Consider the following 22412-nt stretch of genomic DNA (forward strand, 5'->3'; position numbering starts at 1 on the left):
CCGGATTAACCGGCGTTTTTTTCGACTCATAAAACGTAAGCTTATTTGCTTGCGTTGAATGCTTCGATAGATTTAACGATTGCGTCACGTGCTTCAGCAGCGTTGCCCCAACCTTCAACCTTAACCCACTTACCTTCTTCCAGATCTTTGTAGTTCTCGAAGAAGTGAGTGATCTGCTCGCGCAGCAGAGTAGGGATATCGTCTACATCCTGAACTTCTTTGTAAACAGTAGTCAGTTTGTCGTGAGGAACTGCAACCAGTTTCGCATCAGGACCTGCTTCGTCAGACATGTTCAGAACGCCAACAGGACGGCAGCGGATTACTGAACCCGGCAGTACTGGGTATGGAGTGATAACCAGCACGTCCAGAGCATCGCCATCTTCAGACAGAGTGTTCGGGATGAAACCGTAGTTTGCAGGGTAGAACATAGGGGTTGCCATGAAGCGGTCAACCATGATCGCACTGTAGTCTTTCTCAATCTCGTATTTGATTGGAGAGCTTTGTGCCGGAATTTCAATAGCTACATAGATATCGTTAGGAGCATCTTTGCCCGCTGGAATTTTATCAAAATCCATAATTCTGACCCCGGAAATAGGAAATTGTGAATAGAAAAGTAGGGACTGGCCCCTTTAAAAGCTGGCAGGATTATATAGTCAGTGCCTTTTGATTGCTATTCTCACGCCTTCGATTCCTACTAAAGAACACACTGTGCGCGGCATTAACATTGGAATGGGGCAGGTGCTCAGGTACAAAAAATTACCTGAGTTTTAACAACTTCGTCAGGGACGGGGATAGGCAGGCTGGCAGGCACTATTGCATAATATTTGCATAGTCTGGGATGAGTTAATCTACCCCGGATTAATCTCTAAGCAAGGCTGCTTTTTGGCGCAGAAAAGCAGTGTTAAAACTGTGCAGTTAATGGAAAACGACCCGAGTTGGTGCAATGACCCGAGACAGTCAACTAAAAATCAGTTATGGCCAGGCCTTTATTGCGCCGGACAGAAGCTCTATCCGCTCCACCATGTCTGTCAGAATCCCGGAAGGCTCAGGTCTTGCGGCGAAAGGCATCTCTGCGGTAGTTGCTGACTCAACCTGGCGAAATGTGATTGCCAAGCAGGCCGCTGAAACCTGTGTGCGCGGCTTTTTGGCAGATTACTACGCTACGCCGGATAACTGGGATGTTAAAACCTCAGCCACTAAGGTGCTGAGTGCACTCAATGGCTGGCTGTTCAGTCAGGGTAAAAATGTCACCAACGGCAACTACATCAGCTCCTTCAGCGGTGTGGTACTTAAGGGGCGTCATGGGCATCTGTTCCACATGGGTGACACTTTGGTTTACCGTCTGCGGGGCGGTGAATTTGAGCAGTTAAACCGTGAACATACCAACTTTATTGGTGGCTACCGTTATCCATCACGCGCCCTGGGGCTCGATCCCAGTGTCGATATCGATTATCACCAGTTCTCAATTAAGCAGGGCGATATCCTGCTATTCACCACTCAGGCCAGTAAGGGCACCCTGGTTGCCTCGGATTATGTACAGCAGATCCGCCATAACGCCTCTGATCTGAACGAGGCCTGTGATCAGCTGCTGAATATCGCTATGGAAAAAGCCAGCGCCCGGGGTTACAGCAGTACTCATTTCTGCTTCCAGCTGGTGCGTATCGATTTACTACCGGAAGAATCCGGAGACACAATCGGAGAAGCTTTTGGCGCGCTTCCGGTTCCACGGGAGCTCAATGTCGGTGATGATCTGGATGGTTATCGGGTGCTTGAAGTGCTCAACAAGAGCAATATGAGCTGCATCTATCGGGTCGAAGATAAACATACCGGGCGTGAGATGGTGCTGAAAGCGCCTTCTCCACAGCTTGAGAGCCGTAAGGATTTTCTGCGTCAGTTCATCATGCAGCAGTGGGTCGTGGAGCGGGTCAACTCTCCCTACGTTGCTAAGATTGTTGATGCCTCCCGGCCGCGTAACCATCTCTATTATCTGAGGGAGTATGTTGACGGCCGTACTTTGACCGAGTGGATGGCGCAGAACCCCCATGCCGAACTGCGTCGTTTGATCGACCTGATCGAGCAGATGGTAAAGGCGATTCGTGCACTGCATCGACGGGATATTCTCTGCCAGGGGCTGCATCCGGATAATATTCTGGTGGATCAGCAGGGCATGATTAAGCTGATCGATTTTGCTTCCTGTGCCGTTCCGGGCACCGATGATCTGCCATCGCCCTTGTCTATTCAGCGGATGGTGGGGTTAACGCCATACAGCGCACCGGAATATCGATTGAACCGTGAACCGGGACCGAATGCGGATCAGTTCTCGCTGGCGGTGATCGCCTACTGGATGCTGACTGGCCAGCAGCCTTATGCCGATCAGATGGAAAATTTCCATAGCCGGGCAGATTTCTCCCGGCTGGAATATCTGCCGAGTTACCAGTTTAACCCTATGGTGCCAGTCTGGCTGGATGGTGCGCTTCGTCGGGCTCTGCAGCCAAACCCTGAGCTGCGTTATCGCCGGTTGTCGGAGTTTATCTACGATCTGAAAAAGCCTAACCCTCACTATATGAAAGAGGGGAATATGCCTCTGGTGGAGCGCAATCCACTGATGTTCTGGAAGGCCTTATCGGGTATCCTGCTACTCTTACTGATAGGCAGTATGATTATTTAGATGAGTTGTTAACTTTATCTGCATCGAAATAAAAAGGAGCTGATATGGCTCCTTTTTATTTTCCGGATTCAGACTGTCTTACAGCCGCTGCATATCCGCAATAGTTTAAACATCCCTTCGACAAATGAGTTTCTCAATGACCGACAAAGCACAACCGGGTTCATCAGCTAAGAATCCTTCTCGTCAGGACAACTCTCCTCAAAGAAACTTTCCTCAAAGCAACAAGGACCCTTTGCATGGTGTTAAGTTGGAGCAGATTCTGAAGGAATTGGTTGCTGAGTACGACTGGGCTGGTTTGTATCAGAGAGTTGCGGTGAATTGTTTTAAATCTGATCCAAGTATCAAGTCCAGCCTTAAGTTTCTGCGTAAAACTCCTTGGGCAAGACAAAAAGTTGAGAGCCTTTATCTTAAGATGAAAGGTTTTTCCACAGCTAAGAGAGCGACTAAGACAGAGGCTCAGCTGGTCGCTGAGGTGAAGAAAAGTATTCGACAGAACAAAGGCGCTTCGCCAGATTCCGGTAAAGGTAAGGCGGAGGGAATCTGGGCTGCTGCCCGTAAAAATCTGGCGGATAAGGATTAAAAAGAGCTTTATAAAAAGGCCTTTAAAGGTACTACGAGAAGTGTTTTTAAAGACAAGACATGATCTGAAGTATTGAGAGAAAAAGTGAGGCGTCCTGCCTCGCCGTCATCCGTTACGGCTATTCCATACAAGCTTTCCTGAAAACGAAACCGGCCTGCAATATGACAGGCCGGTATCCAGATTGGCTAAACCCTAAGATCCACCGCTATTGGATCTCAGATTGAAGAGGACCTGTTTCCCTTCAACCTGAGCACACCCTAACGGCTGGCTATGACACTCTGATGACAGTTTAAGCGGGTTTAAACTCAGCTTGTGCGAAGCGCTTTGGCGTTAGCGGTAAGTGGACCAGAGCCGCCAGTAAACCAAGGCCAGCACTCAGGCTCAGGGCAATGCTGTAATCCCCGTACCATTCAAATAGCAAACCACCCCACCAGCTGCCAAAGAAGGCGCCGATCTGATGACTGAACATCACGATGCCAAATAATGAAGCCAGATTTTTGGTGCCGAAAAGATGGGCTACACAGCCACTGGTCAGAGGGACTGTCGAGAGCCAAAGCATTCCCATCACCACAGAGAAGGCATAAAACACTTCATAACTCGGTGGCAGTATCATCAGCATAATGATCAGGAGGGTTCTCAGGCCGTAGATGAGTGTCAGCAGGTAGGGTTTGTGCCAGCGATCTCCTGCCCAGCCAACGGTTACCGCTCCGATTACATTGATCAGGCCAATCAGAGCAATAGAGTTTGAGGCAACGCTGGATGGCAGTCCGCAGAAATTCACAAACCCTGCCATGTGAACTGTGATAAAGGCGACATGAAACCCGCAGACAAAGAAGCCGATATTTAGCAGCTGATATTCCGGAACCTTCATCGCTTGTCCGATCGCCTGCCAATCAAAAAGCCGCTTGGGAGCGGAGATCTGAGCCTCTCGACGCTCTTCGCGTAGTTGTTTGCTCTCCGCCAGTAGCCAGGCCAGTGCAAAGATCACCAGTGTGGAACCGGCAAACCACATAAAGGTATCGGACCAACCGATAACAGGACTGATTTTGCCGAGTATAAAGGCATAGCCAAACTGTCCCAGTGAGCCACCGGCACTGGCGATACCAAGAGCCAGCGTGCGTTTATGGGCGGGGAATTTCTGGCCTACAGCCGCGAGAACAATCGGGAAGGTAGTCGCGCCAACGCCAATGCCGACCAGCAGAGCATTACCGATAAAGAACAGAGCGTTGTCCTGGGCAATAGCAGCCAGCACCATACCCAGTCCATAGAGTACCGCACCGATAAGCAGCACTCTGACCGTGCCGAATCTTTCCGCCAGCAAACCAGCAACCGGTGATACAGCACCCCAGAGTAGATTCTGTACCGCAAAACCAAAGGCAAGGTCGGCCTGACTGATACCTATATCGCGATTGATATCCGGAATCAGCAAACCCGTTGAGAGGCGAACGCCCATGTTGTAGGCCAGAATAATTCCGGCTGCCAGAACAACCCACCAGGGGTTAATACGTGTGGTGTTCATATTCAGTCCTTTTCAGCAGAGCCTCTTAGACGAGGATCGAATATGTTCCTGCAAAAAAGGAATTAAGGGAAATGAGTTTTCTGAATGAGGGTTATTCGCCAGAAGTGTAGCTTCTGGTATCAGAGCGGGTGAGGTTGGTCATTTGGGTATTCAAAATGAAAAAGCCCCGATGAATTTATCGGGGCTTTTTATTGTCGGTTCTAAAGCAAGATATCTAAGGGATATTAAGCTTTAAACTCCGGCAGTTTTTTCTCAGCCAGAGTGTGGCTCAGACGCACGTAACGTGGCAGTCCGGTTTTCTCGTCGTAAGGCAGTTCTGCTTCACCACGGATCAGCGGTTCCAGATATTCGCGGCAAGCTTCGGTGATACCGAAACCGTCTTCGGTGATGAAGTCGCGTGGCATGAACTTCTCAACGTTAGCCACTTTATCCAGAGGTGCTTCTTCGATAACCCACTCGAACGGTGCATTGCTCTTACGGATGATCGCTGGCATTACCGCGTTTTTGCCTTCAACTGCCATTTCAACAGCAGCCTGACCTACGGCGTAAGCCTGCTCAACGTCAGTTTTGGAAGAGATGTGACGGGCTGCACGCTGCAGGTAGTCAGCAACTGCCCAGTGGTATTTGTAACCCAGATCTTCACGAACCATGTTCGCCAGAGTTGGTGCTACGCCGCCCAGCTGAGTGTGGCCGAAAGCATCTTTGGTACCGGCATCAGCCAGGAAAGTACCGTCTTCATAGTGAGCGCCTTCGGAAACCACGATTACGCAGTAGCCATTGTCTTTAACGCTCTGATCCACTTTCTTCATGAAGGCTTCACGGTCGAAAGCGATCTCAGGGAAGATGATGATGTGTGGTGGCTGACCTTCAGCCTGCTGTGCCAGACCACCGGCTGCTGCGATCCAGCCAGCGTGACGACCCATTACCTCAAGGATAAATACCTTGGTAGAGGTTTCGCACATGGATTGGATATCCAGACCCGCTTCCATAGTGGACAGCGCAATGTACTTAGCCACAGAACCAAAACCCGGGCAGGTATCAGTGATCGGCAGGTCGTTGTCCACAGTCTTAGGAACGTGGATCGCTTTGATCGGGTAACCCAGTTTCTCAGAGATCTGAGACACTTTCAGACAGGTATCCGCAGAGTCGTTACCGCCGTTGTAGAAGAAGTAGCCGATATCGTGGGCTTTGAATACTTCGATCAGGCGCTCGTACTGCTCGCGGTGAGTCTCGATATCTTTCAGCTTGTAACGGCAGGAACCGAAAGCACCACCCGGAGTGTGACGCAGAGCGGCTACATCCTGCTCAGAGATCGCATTAGTATCGATCAGCTCTTCAACCAGCGCACCAATGATGCCGTTCTGACCTGCATATACGGTACCGATTTTGTCGCTGTGTTTACGTGCGGTTTCGATGACACCACAGGCACTGGCATTGATAACTGAGGTAACACCACCTGACTGGGCATAAAACGCGTTTTGCTTGCTCATCTCTGAACTGGCTCCTGAGAGTCGTTGAGGTCTATAAATATGCGGCCTAAGCGAATGAGGTTTTATTCTCAAACGAAACTTTTTCGGCCCCGAAAAATGTCGGCAATACTACTCGAAATTGCCCTCTTTTGCATGACCGGAGGCAGCTTTTTTCATGCTTTATTAGCATGGGCTGTGTAAGCGTCTGTTTTATGGTTGATATTCTGTTACTCAAGCAGATTTATCCGATGTCTGAGTTTGGGCGAAAAGCCTTCTCATGCTAATCTTCTGGCATTTTTTCAGGCTCGCACCGGATGCCTTATTACAACGGCTGCGTGATCAAAATGCTTTAGGGAGTTTTTATGCATCTGCATATTCTGGGTATCTGCGGAACCTTTATGGGCAGTCTGGCGATTCTTGCCCGTGAGTTGGGCTATAAGGTCACAGGCTCCGACGCTAACGTCTATCCGCCGATGAGTACTCAGCTGAAAGAGCAGGGCATAGCGATCACGCAGGGTTTTGATCCTGATCAGCTTGAACCGGCACCTGATCTGGTGATTGTCGGTAACGCCATGAGTCGGGGTAATCCTGCAGTTGAGTATGTACTGAATAAAGGCATCCCTTATACCTCAGGTCCGCAGTGGCTGGCCGAGCATGTGCTGAAGGATAAGTGGGTGATGGCGGTTTCCGGTACTCACGGTAAAACCACAACCACCAGTATGCTGGCGCAGATATTAGATTATGCCAAGATGGCACCGGGTTTTCTGGTGGGTGGTGTTCCGGAAAACTTCGGTATCTCCGCCCGTTTAGGTGAAACCCCTTTCTTTGTTATCGAAGCCGATGAGTATGACTCGGCATTTTTCGATAAGCGCTCCAAGTTTGTTCACTATCACCCGCGCACTCTGATTATGAATAATCTGGAGTTTGATCACGCGGATATCTTCCCGGATCTGGCGGCGATCCAGCGTCAGTTCCACCATCTGGTTCGCACCGTGCCTTCTGAAGGTCTGATTGTCTATTCAGATTGTGAGCCGCTTAAAGGTGTTCTGGAGCAAGGCTGCTGGACACCAACTCAGGCGATCCAGGCGGGTGCGATCAAAAGTGCTGAATCGGGTAAGGGGCGCTGGTCTACGCAGATGCTGCGTGAAGATGGTAGTCGCTTTAAGGTGTTGTTAAATGATGAAGCAGTGGCGGAAGTGAACTGGTCGCTGTCCGGTCAGCATAATGTGGCGAATGCTGTAGCTGCGATTGCTGCCGCACGCCATGTTGGTGTGACACCTGAGATTGCGGCACAGGGACTGGCAGAATTCCGGAATGTGAAACGTCGTATGGAGCTTCGTGGCGAAGTTGATGGCGTTAAGGTTTATGATGACTTTGCCCATCACCCGACAGCGATCAATACCACTCTTGATGGTGCAAAAGCCCAGTTGGCGCTGGATCCTCATCTGCAGGAGGGAGAGGGGCGTATTATCGCGGTCATTGAGCCCCGCTCGAATACCATGCGTTTAGGAACGCTTCAGGCGCAGCTGATCGACTGTACCCAGCATGCCGATGAAGCCTTCTGGTATCAGCCGCCGGGCCTGGACTGGAATCTGGGGTCAGTCGTGGCAAACGCTCCTGTACCTTCTGAGCTGGTCGGTGATCTGGAACACCTGATTGTTCGGCTGGTCGAAGTGAGTCGTCCCGGTGATCGTATTGTCGTGATGAGCAATGGCGGTTTTGGTGGGATTCATCAGAAATTGCTGGATGCTTTGGCCTGTAAGCCCTGAGTCAGCTGATAACTTCTCTTTAAGCTCCAAAGCCCGGATATGTACGTAAATGCATCTGCGCTTTGGAGTGCAGTCTAATTCGGGGATGGCTTGAATAGACTATCCTGAATAAGTTTTTTCCCTTTCTTTCTTTGCTAAGAGCCCTGCATGAGTCACTCAGAAACAACGCTTGCTTCTTCAAAAGCTCCTTCATCTTTAAGCGCTGATCAGCGTGTGACTGTTGCTCTGACCGGAGCCTCCGGCGCTCAGTACGGTATCCGCCTGATTGAGTGCCTGGTGGCATTGGGTTGTGAAGTGTCTGTCATGGTTTCAAAGGCAGCTCAGGTCGTGATCGCAACTGAGACGGAAGAGAGCTTCCCGTCTGCCAGCGATAAGCTTCAGGCTTATCTGGTTGAGCGTTTTAAAGCTGAGTCCTGGCAGATTAAGGTTTATGGTCGGGAGAACTGGATGGCACCGGTTGCTTCTGGTTCTGGTGCACCCCACAAGATGGTGGTTTGCCCTTGTTCAACAGGAACACTGTCCGCAATCGCTACCGCAGCCAGTAATAATCTGATTGAACGGGCAGCTGATGTTGCTCTTAAAGAGCGTCGTCAGCTGATTCTGGTGCATAGGGAAGCGCCCTATCACGAGGTTCATTTGCAGCACATGCTGACTCTCACCCGTATGGGGGCTCTGGTGATGCCGGCAAGTCCTGGCTTTTATCACAATCCGCAAAGCATTGAGGATATGGTGGACTTTATCGTCGCCCGTATTCTGGATCAGCTGGGTTTTGAACAGAAGCTGATGCCTAAATGGGGTGAGTAGCCCCTGATAGATCCAACGAAACAAGGATGTTTATGTATAAACAATCAGGTCTAGCATCTGTTATGGCGTTATCGGTTCTGTTGCTTTCCGGCTGCGTTGGTTATATTGGAGGCGATCTGGAAAATATCGAAACAGAGCATTCCGTTTCCTATTGCTGGAACGAGCCTAAGCGTTATCAGTTAAGGGTGCACACCGATGCGCCCTACGACTACGCCAGTGAAAACCCCTCTGGCTATATCTCCTCATGGACCTTTGGAGTTATTCCTACCTATTGGCTCGACTTTGAAGAGAGTCAGGTTGAAATTCTTGATACAGAAACTGACTTGGAGCCGGTTTTTCAGCGGGAAGATCACAGCCGAATTCACAAATTTTACGGCATTCTCTGGATGTTGATTCTGCCTGATACTGAAGATGCGCTGGCGTCGGATGAAGGAGCTGGCATTCGTGTGCCTGAGGGGATCAGAAGAAGGGCTATCGATAAAACGCTGAATCAATTACCTGACGATATCGACAGAGATCAGCTTTGTGTTCAATCTGGTGACCGGTACTGAGTGTTAGCAGATTTCGGCTTAAATCAGTTTTCCTGCTCAAGCCTTCTTCTTTCACAATCCTTCATTGTCTTACTTAAGCTTTCTTCTTGCTCAGAGTCTCATTTACCGCTGCTGCGATAATCAGGCTGCCACCGATCAGCGTCATGGTTTCTGCCTGTTCACCTAAAATCAGGAAAGCGAGAAGAGCACCGTAAACCGGTTGCAGGCAGGAGATAAGGCTGATACTGGCGGCTTTCAGATAACGAAGGCTGTTAGCCAAAAGCGTGTGAGGTGCAGCAGTAAACACGGTCGCCAGCAGGAAGAGCTGGAACCACTGCTCACCGGGTAGAGTGAAGAGCTTGCCTGTGACAAATGGCAGCAGCATCAGCGCAACTAATAACGATTGCCAGCCCATGGTCAGAAGAGGGCTGTACTGGCTGTAATACTTCTTCATAAAGAGGTTGCGCAGTGTAAATAGAAAAGCGGAAATCACACCCCAGAAGACGCCCAAAGCGATAGGGTCATCCGGATTTAAAGAGGGTGTCATCAGGGTGATACCTGATACAACAAGCAGCGCCGCGAACAGATCTTTACCCTTGAGACGCACCCGATCAAAGACAGGTTCTAACAGAACCGTCATCACCGGAAAGGTAAACAGAGCCAGAATCCCCACCGTTACTCCGGCAATCTGCATGGAGTGGAAGTAAGTCACCCAATGCAGCCCCATAAGAACTGATAAGCCGAGAATGCCGATGTTGTGCTGTTTCAGGCTGAAGCCAAGGGGCTTACCTCTTAGCTTCAGCCAGCCGAGCAAAAGAACGCCTGCAATCAGGCAGCGCCAGGCGGTCATATCCAGTGCATTAAGATTCAGAGTCTGAGAAAAGAGGGCGGTGCCACCAAACAGCAGTAAGCCTCCATGCAGACTGGCAAGGCCTTTCAGGCGATCAGACTGCATGGGATTTCTGTTTGGTTAGCATAGGGATATTGGCAGGCATCAGAGAGCATTCTGGCTATGCAGGTCAGGGTCGCCCAGCGCCCGTTCCAGAAATTGCTGGGCATCTTCACTGGCTTGGAGAGTAACCGGGTTTAGTCCCAGATCCTGAGTAATGGCTGAAAGCTCCAAATGATCGGCAATCTGTTGAATCAGTCGTTCCTTCAGGACAATACAACCGTTAATCGAGGTGTTGGGCAGTAATAGCAGAAAACTGTTGTCACTCATGCGGTAGATCTCATCACCGGTACGGCTGACATCTTTCATAGTATTTGAGACTTTGAGCAGCAAGTGACGTGTTTTGTATTCGCCCTGACGCAGGGTGATATCTTCCATGTTGTGGATGGTAAACAGCAGAGCGGACAGTGGACGGCGGGTCGCTTTTGCCCGGGCAACTTCAGCCAGTAAGCGCTTGTTCACCTGATTCGAGGAGAACGCACCTGTGAGGCTGTCCTTTCCGCTCAGACGTTCCAGAGTTCGAGTCTGACTCTCCTGGGTGTAAGCAAAGATAAAGCTGATGCCTGAGAAGAGACTTAGGTTAATCGCCAGATCGCCAAGAATCAGAGGGTTGATCTGCTCTACCGCGAAAATCACGAACAGCGAGAAAAATAGCAGCAGGCTGATAGAAGCCTGACGCACCGGCAAAATAAAGTAGGTCAATACCGGAATCATATAGAGCCACTGACGGTACAGAGGGTCAAATAAGGGGCCGCTGTTAAGAACAACCAAGCCGATAATGATCAGAAGTGGGTAAGGTGTCAGATCCCGCCCTTCTTTGCTCTGAAAGAAACGGATCAGAGCCAGTACTAGAACAAAGGGGCTGGATAACGCAGGCCAAAGGATCTGTGTGTAGTGGCCCAGCATGTAGTGATACCAGGCGATTACGGCCAGTGCGACGGCTAAGGATAGATAGAGTCCAGCGGTGACGTTATCCCGCATCTTGGAGAGGTTCTGGCCCAGATCAATCATAGAGTTCCTGCTCATTCTGGATATCAATAAAGTCACTCTTCAGATAGAGCGGAGCGTTTACATCCTGCTGAGATGCAAAAGTGATGGCTGCCGCTGCTTTATCCAGCAGTTCCTGCTCGGTTTCATGCTCACCGGGAACTACAGCTGCCAGATGCATACGTTCATTAAAATCGTTGTAGTACTGGTAACAGATACTCAAACTGTCCCGGAATGACCCCGATGGCGTCAGTGCAATCAGGTAGTCATCAACCCGGTACAGGCGATCAAAAGGGCGAAGAGCTTTGTGGAGGTGTTGGGCGCTTTTTCGCAGTGTCAGCTCAGGATGTTCTTCCCGTCCTTTAAAACAAAGCAGAGCCAGACTGGTGTTTTCACGATCTGCGCGCGCCAGTTCCCGTGGCAGGTCGTCCATCAGCTGCTGTGTGTTGTAGGCTGAGCTTTCTGCATCAAGACTGACAAGTTGCTGAAGGTGTTGCTGCTTTTCACGGTTGGTAAAAATGAAAATGCAGGCAACGGAGGTTGCTGACCAGAACAGATACAGCACCTGAAGTCGCTCAATTCCACCTAGCTGAACAGTCGTTGAAAGATTGAAAACCAGTGCGTAACCCAAGGTCAGCGAGAGTGCTGTTCTGAAAGGCAGAAGGCTGAACAGGTACAGTGGCAGAATATAGGCCCAGTGAGCCGTCAGCACGACAGGTACCCAAAAACCGGCAATGGTCAGTGTTGCCACAACGGCCAGAACCAGTAATGGCAACAGGCGGGAGGGTTTATGGGTAAACCAGAAATTATAGATACCTGTGGTTAGCAAGGTGACACTGACCAGCATGAGAGCCTGACCGGCCTCCGGTAATTGATTCAGGTACTGAGTCCAGCCCAGCAGAAGGGTAAATGCACCTGCCAGGATAAAGTAAACCGCATTCAGGCGTGCTTTGTACTTGGTGTCCATTCGCGTATAGTTGCCTGTTCTGGAAATGATTACAGCGAATTATAACGGTTAAAGTCCTTAAAGGTAGGGGCGTTCCGGATATATTTGCTGTTCAGATCAAGAGTTTAGGCTTTCTTTTATCGTCACTGTTTGGCTTCTGTTACCCACTGAGCTTTTTGACAGGCTGATCCCGGAAAACCGATTGAACTCTCTCCGGATAAACTGGCTGAGATTTTGGCCATTTAACTTCAGGCACACATCGTCTAACAAACTCGTTTCACGCTGTTTCGTGAAGGCTTAATCGGTAACGGATTGATGTGACAGCCAAAAAATAAAGTGTGTTCCCATCAGAGATTTATCTTTGCATTGAACACGGGGTATGACAGTGAATGTCTGCCCACGAATAATGAGAGCATCAGGGTTTAACACCATGAATATCAAAGAGTACATGCAGGAGATGGGGCAGAAAGCCCGTCTTGCTTCCCGCGCCATTGCAAAAGCTGATACCGGACTGAAAAACAAGGCCCTTCTGGCCACCGCAGATGCCCTGGATGCGGCCCGACCGGTACTGACAGAAGCTAATGAAAAAGATCTGGAAAATGGTCGCAATAATGGTCTGGACAGTGCGCTGCTGGATCGTCTGGCACTGACGCCTAAGGTGATCGATACCATGATCGAAGGTCTGCGTCAGGTAGCCGCCCTGCCGGACCCTGTGGGTGAAATTACCGATATGAACTACCGCCCAAGCGGTATTCAGCTGGGTAAAATGCGTGTACCTCTGGGTGTGATCGGCATTATTTATGAGTCCCGCCCGAATGTAACGGTAGAAGCTGCCAGCCTGTGTCTGAAGTCTGGTAACGCTGTGATCCTGCGTGGTGGCTCTGAAGCGATTCACTCCAATCAGGCGATCGCCAAGTGTCTGGCTCAGGGGCTTGAGGCTGCGGGTCTGCCGGCGGCAACGGTTCAGGTGGTTGAGACCACGGATCGTGCTGCGGTGGGTGAGCTGATCACCATGCCTGAGTTTGTTGATGTTATTGTGCCTCGTGGTGGTAAAGGTCTGATCGAACGCATCAGTAAAGAAGCTTCTGTTCCAGTGATTAAACATCTGGACGGCATCTGCCACGTTTATATTGATGATCAGGCGGATCTGGAAAAAGCCGTTAAGATTGCTGTTAACGCCAAGACCCATCGCTATGGCACCTGTAATACCATGGAAACGCTGCTGGTAGCTGAGTCAGTTGCTGCTAAAGTGCTGCCGCTGCTGGCGGAAGAGTATGCTGCCAAAGGTGTTGAGCTGCGTGGTTGTGAGAAAACTCGCGCCATTCTGGCTGATGCTGTACCTGCGACCGATGAGGACTGGAGCACGGAATATCTTGCACCTGTTCTGGCGATTAAAGTGGTAGCAACCATGGATGAGGCGATTGATCATATTAATGATTATGGCTCGCAACATACAGATGCCATTGTCACCGAAAACTACACGCTGGCGCGCCGTTTCCTGGCGGAGGTGGATTCCAGCTCTGTGATGGTGAATGCATCGACCCGTTTTGCCGATGGCTTTGAGTATGGCCTGGGTGCGGAGATCGGTATCTCCACCGATAAGATCCATGCCCGTGGGCCTGTAGGGTTGGAAGGTCTGACCTCTCAGAAGTATGTTGTCTTCGGGGATGGCCACATTCGCCAGTAAGCGCTTTTGCTCTCAAGGCGAACAAGAGCCGTACAAATATTCTGAAACAGCAACGGCAGACCTCTGAGTCTGCCGTTGCTGTTTCAGGGATTTACCTTCTCAGGTAATGGTATAAGCGAATCAACTCGCGACATATTTTAAGTTGCGACATACCCGAAAGCAGAATGTATGACTGAAAAAGCAAATGTTATCGCTGTAATGGGGGGGACGTTTGATCCTGTTCATAATGGCCACCTTCGCTCAGCTCTGGAACTGAAAGAGTTGCTGGCGCTGGATGAAGTGCATCTTGTTCCCTGTCATCAGACGCCTCATCGCAAACAGCCCGGCAGAACCAGTCAGCAGCGGCTGGATATGCTGAAACTGGCCGTTAAGGGTGAAGAAGGGCTCTGTATCGATGACAGAGAACTGCGCCTTGATCAGCCGTCATATTCGGTGTTGACCCTGCAAAGTCTGAGGGATGAGTTGGGCGATAACGCCGTAATCTGCTGGGTGATGGGTGTGGATGCGTTTGCTCACTTTACCCGTTGGCATCAATGGCAACGTATTCTCGAACTTGCCAATCTGGTGGTGATGACACGTCCGGGCTTTGAGCTTGATCCTGATTCTGAAGAGGCCAGACTTTGGCGCGATCTGCAGCTGGACCCTGTGAAATTAGAGGGGCAGTCTCAAGGCCGAATTATTCCTGTTCGCCTGCCCTCTCAGTTGGAAATTTCAGCCACTTACATTCGTGATCAGCTGGCTGTGAAGCGATCAGTTCGTTATTTACTGCCGGAATCGGTGGTGGATTACATCGCCGAAAATCGTCTCTATGCCGGAACACTCGCCTGAGTTTTGGCGACCTTTCTCGTTAATCTTGCTTTGTTTAGAGCTTCTTTGGCTTGCTGTGCTGGTATTTCATCGGTAAATGACGAGTTTTTACAGTCAAATGAACATTAAGGCTACAAAGCTGCTCTAAGTTGTAAGACAATTACGCCCTTATTCGATTAATCCTGAATATGTCTGGTTAATCCTGGAAATCTGAGGTCCTATGCAAACAGAACAACTCAAGCAGCTGGTAATTGACTCGCTGGAAGAGATGAAAGGTAACGAAATTGTCGTGCTTGATGTCAGCGCCAATACCAGTGTTACTGATTTTATGATTATCGCCAGCGGTACATCCAGCCGCCATGTGGCCTCTCTGGCTAACAATGTTGTGGTGAATGTGAAAGAACAGGGTGTGCGTCCTCTGGGTGTCGAAGGTCAAGCCGGCAGCGAGTGGGTTCTGGTGGATCTGGGTGACATCGTTGTTCACATCATGCAGCCTGCTACCCGTCAGTTCTATGATCTGGAACGTCTGTGGAGCGATCTGCCGGATGATGCTGAGCAGGCTCCTGATACTCAGGAATCGGCGGAGAGCCATTCTTGAAGATCAAGCTAATTGCGGTGGGCACCAAAATGCCCAAGTGGGTGGAGCAGGGCTACGACGAGTATGCCAAGCGTCTGCCCCGGGAGTTTTCTCTTGAGTTGATTGAGATCGCTCCCGGCAATCGCGGAAAAAATGCTGATATTGAGCGTGCGATCCGCAAAGAGGGTGAGCTGATGATGTCAAAAATCAGCCCATCCGATCATGTGGTTGCCCTCGAAGTGCTCGGTAAGCCCTGGTCAACGGAGCAGTTGGCTAAAGAAGCGGAAGGCTGGCAGATGTTGGGTAGTGATGTGTGTTTGCTAGTGGGTGGTCCTGAAGGACTGGCTCCGGAATGTAAGCAACGTGCAAATCAGCAGTGGTCTTTGTCCCCTCTAACGCTACCGCACCCCATGGTAAGAATTCTTCTGGCTGAGCAGGTTTATCGCGCCTGGAGCGTGATTCAGGGCCATCCCTACCATCGCTAACAATCTCTTCTTTTCAAGAACGGTGACAACCGGATGTCAGAAAAACGCACACTGAAAAACCTCGACCTTGAGTATCGCCTCTTCAAGGAAAGGATCTTTGTTGCTTTTGCCATCGTTATCCTTCTTGTAATGGTGCTGATCTCCCGTATGGTTTACCTGCAGGTTTACCAATACGATGTCTACAGCACCAAGTCTGATAAAAACCGTATGCACGTGCGCGCGATTCCCCCTACCCGAGGCCTTATCTTTGATGGTAAAGGTCGGGTTCTGGCGGAAAACCTGCCCAGTTACAACCTTATGTTTGTCCGTGAACAGGCCAAAGACATTCAGGGCGTGCTGAACACACTCGCAGAAATTCTTGAGCTGGATGAAGAGCAGCGTGAAGAGATCGCGACTCAGGCGTACAGTCAGCGCCGACCTTTCCATTCGGCACTGTTATTGAGCCAGTTGACCGAAGAGCAGATCGCCAAGATCTCGGTGAACCGTTATCGCTTACCGGGTGTTGAGATTGAAGCACAGCTGATTCGTCACTACCCCTATGGCCCGATGACGGCCCATGTTCTGGGTTATGTGTCCCGTATCAGTGAGCGGGATCTGGAAAAAGTCGATCGCTCCCAGTATGCAGGTACTTACTATATCGGTAAGAGTGGTATCGAGCGTCAGTACGAAGAAACCCTGCACGGTAAAGTGGGCGTGCAGACCGTTGAGACGAATGCACGAGGCCGTGTGCTGAGTGTTCTGGATGAAAGCCTGCCTCAACCGGGTAAGTCGCTGAAGCTTCATCTGGATACGGATCTGCAATATGCCGCCATGCGTGCGCTGTCCGGATTCCGTGGGGCGATTGTGGCTATTGATCCTAAAACCGGTGGCATTCTGGCGATTGTCAGTACCCCAAGCTTTGATCCCAACCTGTTTGTATCCGGCATTGACAGCAAAACCTATAAAGAGCTGATCACCTCCCGTGATCTGCCGATGTTTAACCGCAGCATTCGTGGTAACTATCCTCCGGCTTCAACGATTAAGTCCTTTATGGCGATCGCAGGTCTTGAAGAGGGTGTCATTACTGAAGGCCACACCATCGAAGATCCCGGCTGGTATCAGCTGCCTAACGATGATCGTTATTATCGTAACTGGAAGCGCAGCGGCCATGGTACCGTCGATATGAAAAAGGCGATTGTTGTGTCCAACGATACCTATTTCTACGATCTGGCGTTTAATCTGGGTATCGACCGGATTCATCCCTTTATGCAGCGCTTTGGCTTTGGTCTGAACACCTCGCTGGATATGCCTCAGGCATCACCGGGTCTTATGCCCAGCCGGGACTGGAAACGTATTAAGCGTAAATCCTCTTGGTTCCCGGGTGAGACCCTGAGCGTTGGTATTGGTCAGGGTTACTGGCAGGCAACCCCTTTGCAGATCGCGACTTCTATGGCAGTACTGGCGAACAAGGGGAAATGGATTCAGCCGCGAATGGTGAAAAGCATCGGAGGGGAAGATATTCCGTTGAAAACCCCCGAAACACCGGCTGATATTGTTTTGTCCGATGAAAAGTACTGGGATGAGGTCATCGATGCCATGGTGGCGGTTGTACACAGTAACCGGGGTACTGCCCGTAAAGTCGGTGACAAGATTGACTACATCATGGCGGGTAAAACCGGTACCGCTCAGGTGAAAAGTATTAAGCAGGATGAAGTTTACGATGAAAGTAAACTGGCAGAGCGACACCGTGACCATGCTATGTTTGCGGGATTTGCTCCTGTTGAAAATCCAACGATTGCATTGGCGGTTATTGTTGAAAATGCCGGTAGTGGTAGTGCAACGGCGGCACCCATTGCTCAGATGGTGTTCGATGCTTATCTGAAAAAAGGTGACAAAACAGTGAGTATGTCTGAAGCGGAGGGTCGGCAGCAGTGAGTACCAGAGACTTTCTTCACCGTCTTCCGGGAGCGACCCATGCGTTCCAAAGACCTGCTGGCTGGCTGGAGCGGGTGCATATCGATTTTTGGCTGTTGATGATTCTTTTTGTTCTGATCGGCAGTGGTTTGTTTGTGCTTTACAGTGCATCCGGTGAAAGTGCCCATGATGTTCAGCGTCAGGGAATGCGCTTTCTGGTCGCTCTGGTTGGCATGTGTGTGATTGCGCAGATAGAGCCACGACATCTGCAGCGCTGGTCGCCAGTGTTCTATTTTGGCGGAGCTGTTCTTCTGCTTTGTGTGCTGCTATTTGGTGTCGGAGCCAAGGGCGCTCAGCGCTGGATTCAGGTTCCCGGTGTTGGTTTTCGTTTTCAGCCTTCGGAAATTATGAAGCTGGCAATGCCGATGATGGTTGCCTGGTTTCTGGCAAACAGACCTTTGCCACCGAGTTGGAAACATTTGTTTATTTCTGCGGTCATTATTGGTGTTCCGGTTCTGATGATTGCCCGTCAGCCCGATCTGGGAACCTCGCTGCTGGTAGCAGCCGCTGCCTTGTTTGTTGTTTTGCTGGCAGGTCTGAGCTGGAGGCTGATTGGCGGTTTTATCGCTCTTGGCATCTCAGCGTTACCGGCGCTTTGGTACGTTATGCATGACTATCAGCGTCAGCGGGTACTGACGTTCCTGAATCCGGAGAGTGATCCCTTGGGATCGGGCTGGAATATCATCCAGTCAAAAACAGCTATCGGTTCTGGCGGTCTGGATGGTAAAGGCTGGCTTGAGGGGACTCAGTCTCAGCTGGAGTTTCTCCCTGAGCGCCACACGGACTTTATTATTGCGGTTTTGGCTGAAGAGTTCGGTCTGATCGGAGTTTGCCTGATTCTGATGGTCTATCTGGCAATTATCGGTCGGGGACTCTTTGTTGCGCTGAATGCTCAGGATACATACGGGCGTTTGGTTGCTGGCAGCATCACGCTGACCTTCTTTGTTTATGTGTTTGTGAATATCGGTATGGTAAGCGGTTTGTTGCCGGTGGTTGGGGTTCCATTACCACTGGTCAGTTTTGGGGGGACATCCATTGTAACCCTGATGGCAGGCTTCGGTATCTTAATGTCGATTCATACACACCGAAGTCTGGTTAGGAAGTAGCCTCAGGCTTCTGAATATTAATGTTTTTAATTTGCCTGTTTGATAGAGTGCTGACTCTTAAACAGGTGAATTCAGTTTTGGAAATTACAGCATGGGATATCTGATGAGTATCAAAGCCACTCTTCGTCGCTGGTTAGGGCGTGGTACCGTAGTAACGCTGGCCGTTGTACCCGTAGGTTGTGCTACAGCAAATACACCTGAGCAACCCGCGCAGACTGAATATGAGCGAAATGTCCTGATTGAGGATTTTGTCACCGAGATGGTGCGGGATCATGGCTTTACCCCGTCACCGCTGAAGGCGGTACTGGATCAGGCTGAGAAAAAGCAGAGCATTCTGGATGCTATCTCCCGCCCGGCAGAGAAGACGCTGGAGTGGAAGGATTACCGTAAGATCTTTATCACCCAGAAGCGCATTGATGGTGGTGTACGCTTTATGCGTAAGCACCGTGCTGTGCTTGAGCGTGCGGAAATGGTTTACGGTGTCCCGAAAGAGATGGTTACCGCCATTATTGGTGTGGAAACCTATTACGGCCGTATGGCGGGTAACTATCGTGTTGTTGATGCGCTGAGCACCCTGGCGTTTGATTATCCTCCACGTGCTGAGTTCTTCCGAGGTCAGTTAAAAGAGTATTTCATTCTGGCCCGTGAAGAGGGTATCGATCCTTTATCCATTAAAGGCTCTTATGCCGGTGCCATGGGCTATGGGCAGTTTATCCCGAGCAGCTACCGCCACTATGCCGTTGATTTCGACGGTGATAAAAAGCGTGATATCTGGACAAACCCGAAAGATGCGATCGGTAGTGTCGCTAACTACTTCAAAGAGCATGGCTGGGGCTCCGGCGAGCCGGTTGTTGTTCCTGCCAGTGTCAATGGCGAAGCTATCAATGAATTTCTGAATGTTAGCCTCAAGCCTGAACTATCCGTTGAAGAGCTTGCCGCTAAGGGTTTCACGCCTCTGGATCGTCGTCGTTACACCGGTTTAGCTACCGCGATGGAGCTTCAGGGTGAAAAGGGTGTGGAGCATTGGTTAGGGTTGAAGAACTTCTACGTTATCACTCGCTATAACCACAGTAAGCTTTATGCCATGGCTGTTTATCAGCTGAGTCAGGAAATCAAAAAAGCTGATCAGCAGGGATAGGTGAAAAAGAACGATGCCGGCGACATTCTCTGGTGCAGCGATGCTGACTTCAACTAATGGTGTGTTCAGTCAGAACTGGCTTGGACGTTTCTCCTGCTATGGTGTTTTGCTGGCATTTTTTGCTTTGCTGAGCGGTTGCTCATCGGCGCCTTCAGATTCCCGATACGAAATGCAGCACGATGCGGCCCCGGATGAAGTCTTTGATATGAGCAAGATCAAGGAGCTGAATCCTGTATATGAGCCACCAAGCCGTGCCGGTAATAAGTCTCCTTATACGGTTTGGGGCAAAAGCTATTCGGTAATGCCTTCCAGTAAGGGATACAAAGCGGAAGGTGTTGCTTCCTGGTACGGAAAGAAATTTCATGGTTATCACACTTCAAACGGTGAGATCTATGATATGTACCAGCTATCTGCTGCTCACAAGAGTTTACCGCTTCCCTCTTATGTTCTGGTTACCCATCTCGGCAATGGAAAGCAGGTTCTGGTTCGGGTCAATGATCGCGGTCCTTTCCATGATGGGCGTGTGATTGACCTTTCCTACGCGGCAGCTGCCCGACTGGATATGTTGGGTACGGGTACGGCACCTGTCCGTATTGAAGCAATAGACCCTGTAACCTGGAAAGGTGGAATGGATCTGGCTGTTAATCAGTTACAACCACCGGTTCTGGTTCAGGTTGCTGCGATGAGTCAGGAGGCTTCGGCACGACAGCTGGGCTCACGCCTTGAGAAAAACACCGGTCAGAAGATGACAGTTGTGCCGGCGACGGTGAATAGTCGTTTACTGCATAAAGTGCAATTGGGGCCGGTTGAATCCCGCTCAGATCTTCAGCGTCTGATTGATCAGTTGGCCAATGATGGTTTTGTTCGCCCTATCATTATTCCATTGGCGCATTAATTTTCGCCGTGAAACCCGAAACTGAATGATGGTCATAAAAAGCGCATCGGCAGCACTAAGTTGCTCAGGTGCGCTTTTGGTTCGGCATGATATACTTGCCGGTTTTAACAGCTTTGCCCTCCTTTTGGGCAATGGACACACACGCAGTACCCTGCTGCACACATAAAGGTTAAGAGTTAGTCATCATGAGGATTTTCCGACAAATTCGAGCAAAAGCTGTAGTCATCTTCTCGATTCTGGGCCTTTTTCTATCGGTAACCGCCCAGGCTGCGCTGATACCTGCGCCTCCAAAACTGGCAGCAAAATCCTACATCCTGATTGATGCTGACAGCGGCCGCATTCTGGTAAACCATAATGCAGATAAGCGCTTGCCACCTGCCAGTCTGACCAAGATGATGACCGCTTATCTGGTTGAGTCGGAAATCTCCAAGCATAACCTTAGCCCTGAAGATAAAGTACGTGTCAGCGTTAAAGCCTGGAAGGCTCCGGGTTCCCGTATGTTTATCAAAGAAGGGGACTTCGTTGCGATTCAGGACTTGCTGAAAGGCATTATCATCCAGTCCGGTAATGATGCGAGTATCGCCGTTGCAGAACATATTGGTGGTAGTGAAGCGGCTTTTGCTGATCTGATGACTCAGCATGCTCAGATGATGGGTATGGAGAATACCCAGTTCCTGAATGCTACCGGTCTGCCAAAAGAGGGTCATTACTCTTCAGCCCATGATCTTGCGATTCTGGCGAATCACATCATTAATGATTTTCCGGATCTGTACAGTGTCTATTCTCAGCAGTACTTCACCTATAACGGCATTCGTCAGGCTAACCGTAACCGTTTGTTGTGGCGTGATAAGTCTGTTGATGGCCTGAAAACCGGTCATACTGATGAAGCTGGATACTGCCTGGTGTCTTCTGCGAAGCGTGGGGATATGCGTCTGATCTCTGTGGTTATGGGAACCAGTAGTGAAGAAGCCCGTGCCCGTGAGAGTCAGAAACTGCTGGCCTATGGATTCCGTTATTTTGAGACTCTGAAGCCGTACTCTGCCGGTGATGTACTGAATGAACCAAAAGTTTGGGGCGGCCAGCAGGAAGATGTGAAGCTGGGTATTCGTGATGATCTGGATATTACGATTCCTCGTGGCCAGGCTAAGCGCCTTACCGCCAAGCTGAATGTGAATAAAGTGATTAAGGCTCCGATCAGCGAAGGCCAGAAGATGGGTGTTCTGCAAATTAGCCTGGATGATGAAATTCTGGCTGAGCGCCCGCTGATTGCTCTGGAGTCTGTGGAGCAAGGTGGTTTCTTCAAGCGTCTGTGGGATAGCATCGTGCTCTTCTTTATGGGGCTTCTGGACTAGAAATTTGCCTGAGTAACCCCTATATCGCTTTTATAGCGGGTTATAGCATTAAAAGATAAAGACCAACTGGATTAGTTGGTTAAAACCAAAGACAATACCGAGCACTTTGGTTAATTGCTTGCCGGCTACTTCACCGGCAAAGAGGACGGGGCCTGAGGCCCCGTTTTGCTATTTGTAAGCCTGATTTGGCT

Annotated in this window: 20 protein-coding genes; 14 read left to right on the forward strand and 6 right to left on the reverse strand. The window is 50.1% G+C overall.

Going from position 1 to position 22412, the window contains the following annotated elements; translation table 11 throughout:
* Positions 1-41: 41 nt before the first annotated feature.
* Entirely contained in the window at positions 42-575 is a 534-nt protein-coding gene (gene ppa, locus BV405_RS12900) for an inorganic diphosphatase (protein ID WP_086481309.1), read from the reverse strand.
* Positions 576-943: 368 nt separating this feature from the next.
* Between ppa and BV405_RS12905 the strand changes: the two genes are divergently transcribed.
* Both BV405_RS12905 and BV405_RS18125 read left to right on the forward strand, forming a co-directional pair.
* Positions 944-2668 (forward strand): bifunctional serine/threonine-protein phosphatase/kinase, encoded by a 1725-nt coding sequence (locus tag BV405_RS12905; protein ID WP_245832321.1) that lies wholly within the window; start codon positions 944-946, stop codon positions 2666-2668.
* A gap of 136 nt (positions 2669-2804) precedes the next feature.
* The gene (locus BV405_RS18125) at positions 2805-3248 is read left to right on the forward strand and encodes a VF530 family protein (RefSeq protein ID WP_086481310.1); all 444 of its coding nucleotides are present in this window, start codon (positions 2805-2807) and stop codon (positions 3246-3248) included.
* 289 nt (positions 3249-3537) lie between these two features.
* Here the strand turns inward: BV405_RS18125 and BV405_RS12915 are convergent, their stop codons facing one another.
* Together BV405_RS12915 and BV405_RS12920 are read right to left on the reverse strand one after the other, a co-directional pair.
* Positions 3538-4767: an MFS transporter gene (locus tag BV405_RS12915; protein WP_086481311.1), complete on the reverse strand. Its 1230-nt coding sequence runs from the start codon at positions 4765-4767 to the stop codon at positions 3538-3540.
* A 224-nt stretch (positions 4768-4991) separates the two neighbouring features.
* Positions 4992-6257, reverse strand: a complete 1266-nt coding sequence (locus BV405_RS12920; protein WP_086481312.1) for a 6-phosphofructokinase — start codon at positions 6255-6257, stop codon at positions 4992-4994.
* A 341-nt stretch (positions 6258-6598) separates the two neighbouring features.
* Here BV405_RS12920 and mpl point away from each other — a divergent pair, with 341 nt between their 5' ends.
* The 3 genes from mpl (at position 6599) to BV405_RS12935 (ending at position 9360) form a co-directional block, all read left to right on the forward strand.
* Positions 6599-8005, forward strand: a complete 1407-nt coding sequence (mpl, locus tag BV405_RS12925) for a UDP-N-acetylmuramate:L-alanyl-gamma-D-glutamyl-meso-diaminopimelate ligase (RefSeq protein WP_086481313.1) — start codon at positions 6599-6601, stop codon at positions 8003-8005.
* Between the two features lie 147 nt (positions 8006-8152).
* Complete coding sequence (locus tag BV405_RS12930; protein ID WP_086481314.1) at positions 8153-8809, forward strand: flavin prenyltransferase UbiX; 657 nt, start codon at positions 8153-8155, stop codon at positions 8807-8809.
* A 32-nt stretch (positions 8810-8841) separates the two neighbouring features.
* On the forward strand, positions 8842-9360 hold the full coding sequence (locus BV405_RS12935) for a hypothetical protein (protein ID WP_140054607.1): 519 nt from the start codon (positions 8842-8844) through the stop codon (positions 9358-9360).
* A 73-nt stretch (positions 9361-9433) separates the two neighbouring features.
* Here BV405_RS12935 and BV405_RS12940 read toward each other — a convergent pair whose 3' ends face one another.
* Genes BV405_RS12940 through BV405_RS12950 form a run of 3 tightly spaced genes read right to left on the reverse strand, consistent with a single transcriptional unit; the run spans position 9434 to position 12242 of the window.
* Entirely contained in the window at positions 9434-10294 is an 861-nt protein-coding gene (locus BV405_RS12940; protein WP_086481316.1) for a DMT family transporter, read from the reverse strand.
* Between the two features lie 39 nt (positions 10295-10333).
* Positions 10334-11299, reverse strand: a complete 966-nt coding sequence (locus tag BV405_RS12945) for a GGDEF domain-containing protein (RefSeq protein WP_176330156.1) — start codon at positions 11297-11299, stop codon at positions 10334-10336.
* Positions 11292-12242 (reverse strand): GGDEF domain-containing protein, encoded by a 951-nt coding sequence (locus tag BV405_RS12950; protein WP_086481318.1) that lies wholly within the window; start codon positions 12240-12242, stop codon positions 11292-11294. Before BV405_RS12950 ends, BV405_RS12945 begins: the two co-directional genes overlap by 8 nt.
* A 409-nt stretch (positions 12243-12651) precedes the next feature.
* Between BV405_RS12950 and BV405_RS12955 the strand changes: the two genes are divergently transcribed.
* From BV405_RS12955 to BV405_RS12995, 9 genes are all read left to right on the forward strand, one after another.
* Complete coding sequence (locus BV405_RS12955) at positions 12652-13908, forward strand: glutamate-5-semialdehyde dehydrogenase (RefSeq protein ID WP_086481319.1); 1257 nt, start codon at positions 12652-12654, stop codon at positions 13906-13908.
* A 168-nt stretch (positions 13909-14076) separates the two neighbouring features.
* Positions 14077-14736 carry a nicotinate-nucleotide adenylyltransferase gene (gene nadD / locus BV405_RS12960; protein ID WP_086481320.1) on the forward strand — a complete coding sequence of 220 codons (660 nt, stop codon included), beginning with the start codon at positions 14077-14079 and terminating at the stop codon, positions 14734-14736.
* A gap of 199 nt (positions 14737-14935) precedes the next feature.
* A complete protein-coding gene (rsfS, locus tag BV405_RS12965) occupies positions 14936-15313 on the forward strand; it encodes a ribosome silencing factor (protein ID WP_086481321.1) in 378 nt (125 codons plus the stop codon).
* Entirely contained in the window at positions 15310-15777 is a 468-nt protein-coding gene (gene rlmH / locus BV405_RS12970) for a 23S rRNA (pseudouridine(1915)-N(3))-methyltransferase RlmH (RefSeq protein WP_086481322.1), read from the forward strand. Before rsfS ends, rlmH begins: the two co-directional genes overlap by 4 nt.
* Positions 15778-15810: 33 nt before the next feature.
* The gene (gene mrdA / locus BV405_RS12975; protein WP_086481323.1) at positions 15811-17691 is read left to right on the forward strand and encodes a penicillin-binding protein 2; all 1881 of its coding nucleotides are present in this window, start codon (positions 15811-15813) and stop codon (positions 17689-17691) included.
* On the forward strand, positions 17688-18836 hold the full coding sequence (gene rodA / locus BV405_RS12980) for a rod shape-determining protein RodA (protein ID WP_245832322.1): 1149 nt from the start codon (positions 17688-17690) through the stop codon (positions 18834-18836). Before mrdA ends, rodA begins: the two co-directional genes overlap by 4 nt.
* A 103-nt stretch (positions 18837-18939) precedes the next feature.
* Positions 18940-19974: a lytic murein transglycosylase B gene (gene mltB / locus BV405_RS12985; RefSeq protein WP_086481339.1), complete on the forward strand. Its 1035-nt coding sequence runs from the start codon at positions 18940-18942 to the stop codon at positions 19972-19974.
* A 13-nt stretch (positions 19975-19987) separates the two neighbouring features.
* Positions 19988-20869 (forward strand): septal ring lytic transglycosylase RlpA family protein, encoded by an 882-nt coding sequence (locus tag BV405_RS12990; RefSeq protein WP_245832323.1) that lies wholly within the window; start codon positions 19988-19990, stop codon positions 20867-20869.
* Between the two features lie 185 nt (positions 20870-21054).
* Positions 21055-22221 carry a D-alanyl-D-alanine carboxypeptidase family protein gene (locus tag BV405_RS12995; protein ID WP_086481324.1) on the forward strand — a complete coding sequence of 389 codons (1167 nt, stop codon included), beginning with the start codon at positions 21055-21057 and terminating at the stop codon, positions 22219-22221.
* Positions 22222-22412 lie beyond the last annotated feature (191 nt).

It is taken from the genome of Oceanospirillum sanctuarii, assembly GCF_002150805.1.
Taxonomy (GTDB): Bacteria; Pseudomonadota; Gammaproteobacteria; order Pseudomonadales; family Halomonadaceae; genus Oceanospirillum; species Oceanospirillum sanctuarii.